The organism is Kitasatospora aureofaciens (assembly GCF_001188955.3).
In the GTDB taxonomy this organism is placed as follows: Bacteria; Actinomycetota; Actinomycetes; order Streptomycetales; family Streptomycetaceae; genus Kitasatospora; species Kitasatospora aureofaciens.
Map to the genome: position 1 here is coordinate 1 of NZ_JPRF03000095.1, position 5,876 is coordinate 5,876.

General features: G+C 71.8%; 9 protein-coding genes. 6 read left to right on the forward strand and 3 right to left on the reverse strand.

Translation table 11 applies throughout. The annotated features are described in order from the left end of the window. The 4 genes from HS99_RS42035 to HS99_RS38765 all read left to right on the forward strand — a co-directional run. On the forward strand, positions 1 to 116 hold a 116-nt coding region (locus HS99_RS42035), incomplete at its 5' end, for an acyl-CoA dehydrogenase family protein (RefSeq protein WP_211295909.1). A gap of 152 nt (positions 117 to 268) precedes the next feature. Continuing rightward, positions 269 to 1,126 (forward strand): oxidoreductase, encoded by an 858-nt coding sequence (locus tag HS99_RS38755; RefSeq protein ID WP_030289917.1) that lies wholly within the window; start codon positions 269 to 271, stop codon positions 1,124 to 1,126. A 56-nt stretch (positions 1,127 to 1,182) separates the two neighbouring features. Beyond that, positions 1,183 to 1,680 carry a GNAT family N-acetyltransferase gene (locus HS99_RS38760; RefSeq protein ID WP_046386333.1) on the forward strand — a complete coding sequence of 166 codons (498 nt, stop codon included), beginning with the start codon at positions 1,183 to 1,185 and terminating at the stop codon, positions 1,678 to 1,680. Between the two features lie 140 nt (positions 1,681 to 1,820). Then, positions 1,821 to 2,270 (forward strand): MarR family winged helix-turn-helix transcriptional regulator, encoded by a 450-nt coding sequence (locus HS99_RS38765; protein WP_030289922.1) that lies wholly within the window; start codon positions 1,821 to 1,823, stop codon positions 2,268 to 2,270. A gap of 6 nt (positions 2,271 to 2,276) precedes the next feature. On the opposite strand, the gene HS99_RS38770 is transcribed toward HS99_RS38765, so the two are convergent. After that, positions 2,277 to 2,648, reverse strand: a complete 372-nt coding sequence (locus HS99_RS38770; RefSeq protein ID WP_030289923.1) for a MerR family transcriptional regulator — start codon at positions 2,646 to 2,648, stop codon at positions 2,277 to 2,279. Between the two features lie 229 nt (positions 2,649 to 2,877). On the opposite strand from HS99_RS38770, the gene HS99_RS38775 reads away from it, so the two are divergent. Both HS99_RS38775 and HS99_RS38780 read left to right on the forward strand, forming a co-directional pair. Then, the gene (locus HS99_RS38775) at positions 2,878 to 3,372 is read left to right on the forward strand and encodes a peptidylprolyl isomerase (RefSeq protein ID WP_030289924.1); all 495 of its coding nucleotides are present in this window, start codon (positions 2,878 to 2,880) and stop codon (positions 3,370 to 3,372) included. 140 nt (positions 3,373 to 3,512) lie between these two features. Further along, entirely contained in the window at positions 3,513 to 4,316 is an 804-nt protein-coding gene (locus HS99_RS38780) for an arylamine N-acetyltransferase family protein (protein WP_046386332.1), read from the forward strand. Between the two features lie 15 nt (positions 4,317 to 4,331). On the opposite strand, the gene HS99_RS38785 is transcribed toward HS99_RS38780, so the two are convergent. Then, the gene (locus HS99_RS38785; RefSeq protein WP_050366748.1) at positions 4,332 to 4,799 is read right to left on the reverse strand and encodes an LbetaH domain-containing protein; all 468 of its coding nucleotides are present in this window, start codon (positions 4,797 to 4,799) and stop codon (positions 4,332 to 4,334) included. Positions 4,800 to 4,837: 38 nt separating this feature from the next. After that, positions 4,838 to 5,876 (reverse strand): LCP family protein (locus HS99_RS38790; RefSeq protein ID WP_063738023.1); only part of this gene is annotated, 1,039 nt, incomplete at its 5' end.

The following is a 5,876-nucleotide window of genomic DNA, read 5'->3' on the forward strand; positions in this document are numbered from 1 at the left end:
ACGGTTACACGCGGGACTACCCGGTGGAGCGGATGATGCGGGACGCGAAGATCACCCAGATCTACGAGGGCACCAACCAGGTCCAGCGGATCGTCATGGCCCGCAACCTGCCGTAACGGCGCCCCCCTCGAACTCTCGCAGCCCCTGGCCGGTTCCGATCGGCCGGGGGCTGCGGCGTTTCCGGACGGGGCTGATCGCAGGGTTCGACGGATGTCGTATAAATGATCGTCAACTTCCTTGCGATGCAGTCGAGTACGGAGGAACCCAGATGACCGCCCAGGAGACCACCGGCAAGGTCTGGCTGATCACCGGCGCCAACTCCGGCTTCGGCCAGGCGATCGCCGAAGCCGCGCTGGCGGCCGGTGACACCGTCGTCGCGGCCGCCCGCCGCCCCGAGACCCTGGCGGAGCTGGCCGCCGCCCACCCGGACCGGGTGTTCCCGGTGCGGCTGGACGTCACCGACCAGGAGCGGATCCCCACCGTGGTCGCGGAGACCGTGCAGCGGCACGGCCGGATCGACGTCCTGGTGAACAACGCCGGCCGCGGCCTGATCGGCGCCGTGGAGGAGTCCACCGACCGCGAGCTGCGGGACCTCATGGACCTGCACTTCTTCGGCCCGGCCGCGCTCACCCGCGCCGTACTGCCGCACATGCGGGCCCGGGGCACGGGCGCCGTGGTGCAGATGAGCAGCATGGGCGGCCGCTTCTCCTTCCCCGGTGTGGGCGCCTACTCGGCCACCAAGTTCGCGCTGGAGGGCCTGTCCGAGGCGCTGGCGCCGGAGGTGGCCGGCTTCGGGATCAAGGTGCTGATCGTCGAGCCGGGCGCCTTCCGGACCGGTTTCGCGGGCGGCGGCGCGCTCGCCCACAGCGCCCCGATCGACGCGTACGAGCCGGTGGTCGGCCCGGTCCGCACCGGGCTGCCGGACTCCGACGGCAAGCAGCCGGGCGACCCGGTGAAGGCCGCCGAGGCGATCCTGGCCGCGCTGGCCGCGGAGAAGACCCCGCTGCGGCTCGCGCTCGGCTCCGACGCCGTGGACGCCGTCCTGGGCAACCTGGACGGTGCGCGCCAGGAGGCCGAGGCCTGGGCGGCGGTCGGCCGCGGAACCGACTACCCGGCCGGGTCGTGACCCCGGGCCGGTAATCCGGGCGACGGCGGGCGGCCGTGGTCCCTAGGCTGCCCGCCGTGCCTTCTGACCTCAGTCCATCTGATCTCAGTCCTTCGGACCTCAGCCTCGCCGTGCTCACCCCCGACAACATCGACGCCGCCCTCGCTCTGCGGGTACGCCCCGACCAGGAGGGTCTGGTCGCGCCGGTGGCGAAGTCGCTGGCCGAGGCGTACGTGCACGGGGAGACGGCCTGGCCCCGGCTGGTCCTGGACGGCGGGCGGCCGGTCGGCTTCGTGATGGCCTTCTTCGACGTCCGCTTCGACCCGGAGCACCCCGACGACCGGCCCCGCTCCGGCCTCTGGCGCCTGCTGGTCGACGCCGAGCGGCAGCGCGGCGGCTACGGGCGCTTCGCCGTCGAACAGGTCTGCGCGGAGATCCGCCGCCGTGGCGGCTCCCGCGCGACCGTCACCTACCACCCCGGTCCGGACGGGCCCGCCGGGTTCTACGCCCGACTGGGCTTCCGCCCGACCGGCGAGCTGAGCGGCGGCCAGGAGGTGGCGGAGCTGGAGCTGTAGCGGGGGCGGCCGGAGAGGCGGCTCAGTCGATCAGCGCGGCCGCCTGCTCCTGGGCCTTGGTCGTCCTGGCCGGCCGCGGCCCGGGCGGGTGCCTCCGGGCACTGTGTGCACACGCACGCACTCTCGGTACGATGAACGGCATGGACCGCGCCGATCTCTCCCTGGGCCCGCTCTCGGAGCAGGACCACGCCTTCTACGGGCTGGTCTGGGCCGGCACCACCCTGGCCGCCCGGGTGGACCGGGAGCTGGCCCGGGTGCACGGGCTCCCGCTGTCCTGGTTCGAGGTGATGCTCTGGCTGAACTACCAGCAGGAGCCGGTGGCAGCCTCCGACCTCGGCGCCAAGACCATGCTCAGCCGCAGCCAGGTCTCCCGGGTGGTGGACGCCCTGGCCGGGCGCGGCCTGGTCTCCCGTACGCCCTCGGCCTCGGACGCGCGCTCGGTGCGGATCGAGCTGACCGGGCAGGGCCGCGCCCTGTTCGCCGAGGCCGACGCGACCCGACGGGCCGCCCTGGCCCCGGTGTTCACCGACCGGCTGGACGCGGCGGACATCGCGGCGCTGGAGGCGGTCTGGCGCAAGCTCAGGGCCTGAGAGCCCCTAAGCCGCCGACGGCCGCCCGGTGGCGCCGGCGATCACCTCGTCCAGCACCTCGCGCGAGCGCAGCAGGTCGGTGATCATCCGGTCGATCCGGTCGCGCTCCGAGGTGAGCTCCTCGACCAGCAGCGGGGTGGCGGTCTCGCTCGGGCCGCCGTCGGAGTCCCGCATGCAAGGGAGGATCTTGTAGATGGTGCGACTGTGCAGCCCGGCGGCGAACAGCTCCTGGATGTGCACCACCCGGTCCACCGCCATCTCCGGGTACTCCCGGTGGCCGCCGGCGGTGCGCCGGGCGACCAGCAGTCCCTGCTGCTCGTAGTACCGCAGCGAGCGCTCGCTCACGCCCGTGCGCCGGGCCAGTTCACCGATCCGCATGCCGTCCACCCCGCCGTCCATCCGCCGTTCCGACCGAAGGCTTGAACCTGACATCGATGTTAGCTTCTACCGTTCGGGCCTGACGGCGAACGCCGACGGGCTCATGGGCGGCGGGGGCGCCGAGGGCTGCGCCGACCAACCCGACGCCCGCCGGATAACACGCCGACGTCACCAGCGGGAGAGCCGGGGGTGGCGCGCGACGCCGGGCAGCTCATGCCATGATCCCTGCATGGGTTCCAACGTTTTCTTCGACATCACCATCAACGACGAGCCGGCCGGCCGCATCGTCTTCAAGCTGTTCGACGACGTCGTTCCGAAGACCGCCCGCAACTTCCGCGAGCTGGCCACCGGCCAGAACGGCTTCGGCTACGAGGGCTCCGGCTTCCACCGCGTGATCCCCGCCTTCATGCTGCAGGGCGGTGACTTCACCAACCACAACGGCACCGGTGGCAAGAGCATCTACGGCGAGAAGTTCGCGGACGAGAACTTCCAGCTCAAGCACGACCGCCCGGGCCTGCTGTCGATGGCCAACGCCGGCCGCAACACCAACGGCTCGCAGTTCTTCATCACCACCATCGTCACCGACTGGCTGGACGGCAAGCACGTCGTCTTCGGCGAGGTCGTCGAGGGCATGGACATCGTGAAGAAGATCGAGGGCCTCGGCTCGCAGAGCGGCCGCACCTCGGCCGCCATCAAGATCGCCAAGTCCGGCGTGGTCGAGTAATCACCGCGTCCACCGGTACGCGTACCGCCCCGGAGTGGGAAGTCGGCCCGGCCGACTTCCCACTCCGGGGCGGTGTCGTTCCCGTGTCCTAGGTCGAAGGACCGATGGCCCGCCGCTCCGGCCCGGGGTGGAATGGGCGGATGGATCATGAGCGGGCGTACGAGGGGCTGACCACCGCCGCACGGGCGGCGTACCTGGACCGGATCGGCGTCGCGGACCCGGGGGCGCCCTCGGCCGGCGGTCTGGCCCGACTGCAGCGGGCGCACCTGCGGACGGTCCCCTTCGAGAACCTGAGCATCCACCTCGGCGAGCCCGTGGTGCTGGAGCCGGCGGCGCTGGTGGCGAAGGTGGTGGACCGGCGGCGCGGCGGGTTCTGCTACGAACTCAACGGTGCCTTCGCCGAGTTGCTGCGGTCACTGGGCTACCGGGTGAGCCTGCTGGCCGCCCGGGTCTTCCAGGGGGAGCGGCCGGGGCCGCCGTTCGACCACCTGGCGCTGCGGGTCGACCTGGACGAGCCCTGGCTGGCCGACGTGGGCTTCGGCCGGTTCAGCGAGCTGCCGCTGCGTCTCGACGGACGCGGCGAACAGGCCGACCCCCAGGGCGTGTTCACCGTCCGCCCGTACGGCGAGCACGGCGAGCTGGACGTCCTGATGGACGGCGAGCCGCAGTACCGGCTGGACCAACGGCCCTACCGGCTGGCCGATTTCGGCCCGACCTGCTGGTGGCAGACCAGCTCGCCGCAGTCCCACTTCACCCGCTCGACCACCTGCTCGCTGCCCACCCCGGAAGGCGGCCGGACCACCCTCAGTGGCACCCGGCTGATCCGCACCGCCCCCGACGGCGGTCGCGCCGAGGAGCAACTCACCGACGCCGCTGCGCTGTCCGCCTACCGGGAGCACTTCGGGATCGCGCTCGACCGGCTGCCGTCCCCGCCGTCGGTCTGACCCTCCGTCGCCGCGTCAGGCCGAAGCCGCGACCGGGGGTGCCCAGTCCCGCTCCCGCATCCCCACCTTGCGCGCGGGCACCCCGGCCCAGACCTCGCCAGGCCCGGTCGAGCGGGTGAGCACGGCGTTGGCGCCCACCACGGTGCCCGCCCCGACGGTCAGCACGCCCTCCTTGCACACCACCTTGGCGCCCGCGCACAGCACCGCGCCGTCCTCGACCACCACCCGCCGCATCGCGCTGCGTTCCTGCGGCACCCACGGGTCGGCCCGGCCGATGGTCACGCCGTTGTAGAGCGTCACGTCCGCCCCGAGCGTGGTGTACGGGTGCAGGACGGTGCCGAAGCCGCGGTGGAACACGGTGAGGCCGGGCCCGATCTCGCAGGCGGCCGGCACCTCCATGCCGTAGAGCGCGAGCGCCTCCTGGACCAGGCGGCCCAGGAGGCGGTGGCGTCGGCGGTAGACGAGTGCGGTGACGAGTGACATTCACCCATTGTGGCCGGGTGGTCACCAGGTGTGTCCGGTTACTTGAAGTCCGGCACCGCGGTGTCGTTCTTGAAGGCGTCGAAGACCTGCTTGGACTTGTTGGTGTCCCACAGCACCGCCGACTCGCCGGTCTTGGTCCGGTAGTCCGCGTTGCCGATCGGGATGGTGAGCGTCTTGCCGCCGCCGCCGTTGACGTCCTTCATGGCGAGGAAGAGCGAACCCAGGTCGGTCAGTCCGCAGTCGTCGTCGACGATCAGGGTGCCGAGCGCCGAGTCCACCAGCGGGTAGAAGGTGAACGGGTTGAGCACGGTGCCCGGCGAGGCCGCCTGGTGGGCGAGGGCGCCGAGGAACTTCTGCTGGTTGCGCATCCGGCCGAGGTCCTGGTCGGCCATCTGGTGGCGCTGGCGGACGAAGGCCAGGGCCTGGGTGCCGTTGAGGGTCTGGTCGCCGGCCTTGAGGTCGAGGCCGGAGTCCTTGTCCTTGATGTCCTGGTCTATGTGCATCTGGACGCCGCCGACGGAGTCGACGATGCCCGCGAACCCGGCGAAGCCGATCTCGGCGTAGTGGTCGATGTGGATGCCGGTGTTCAGCTCGACGGTCTGCACCAGGAGCCGGCCGTTGCCGGTGGCGAAGGCCGAGTTGATCTTCGAGGCGGTGGCCTTGACGGTCTTGCCGCTGCTCGCCTTGTACTCGGGAATCGGCACCCAGGAGTCACGCGGGATGCTCATCAGCGTGTTCCCGTGGTCCCCGATGTGCAGGATCATCATCGAGTCGCTGCGCTTGCCCTCGACGTCGTGGCCGGTGTGCATGGTGTCCATCTGGGACTCGCTGAGGCCCTCGCGGCTGTCGGAACCGACGATCAGCCAGTTGGTGCCCTTGCCGGCGGCCGGGCGGCCCGGGTAGTCGGCCAGCACGTTCTCGTGGTTGAGCTTGGAGTCCGCCCAGAACCAGGTGGAGACGGCGGTCACCATGACGGCGATCAGCACGCCGAAGACCGTCCACTTCACGATCCGCCGCCGCGGCCAGCGCCCGGCCCGCGCACCGGCCGGCCCGGCACCGCCGGGGCCGCCCGGGCCC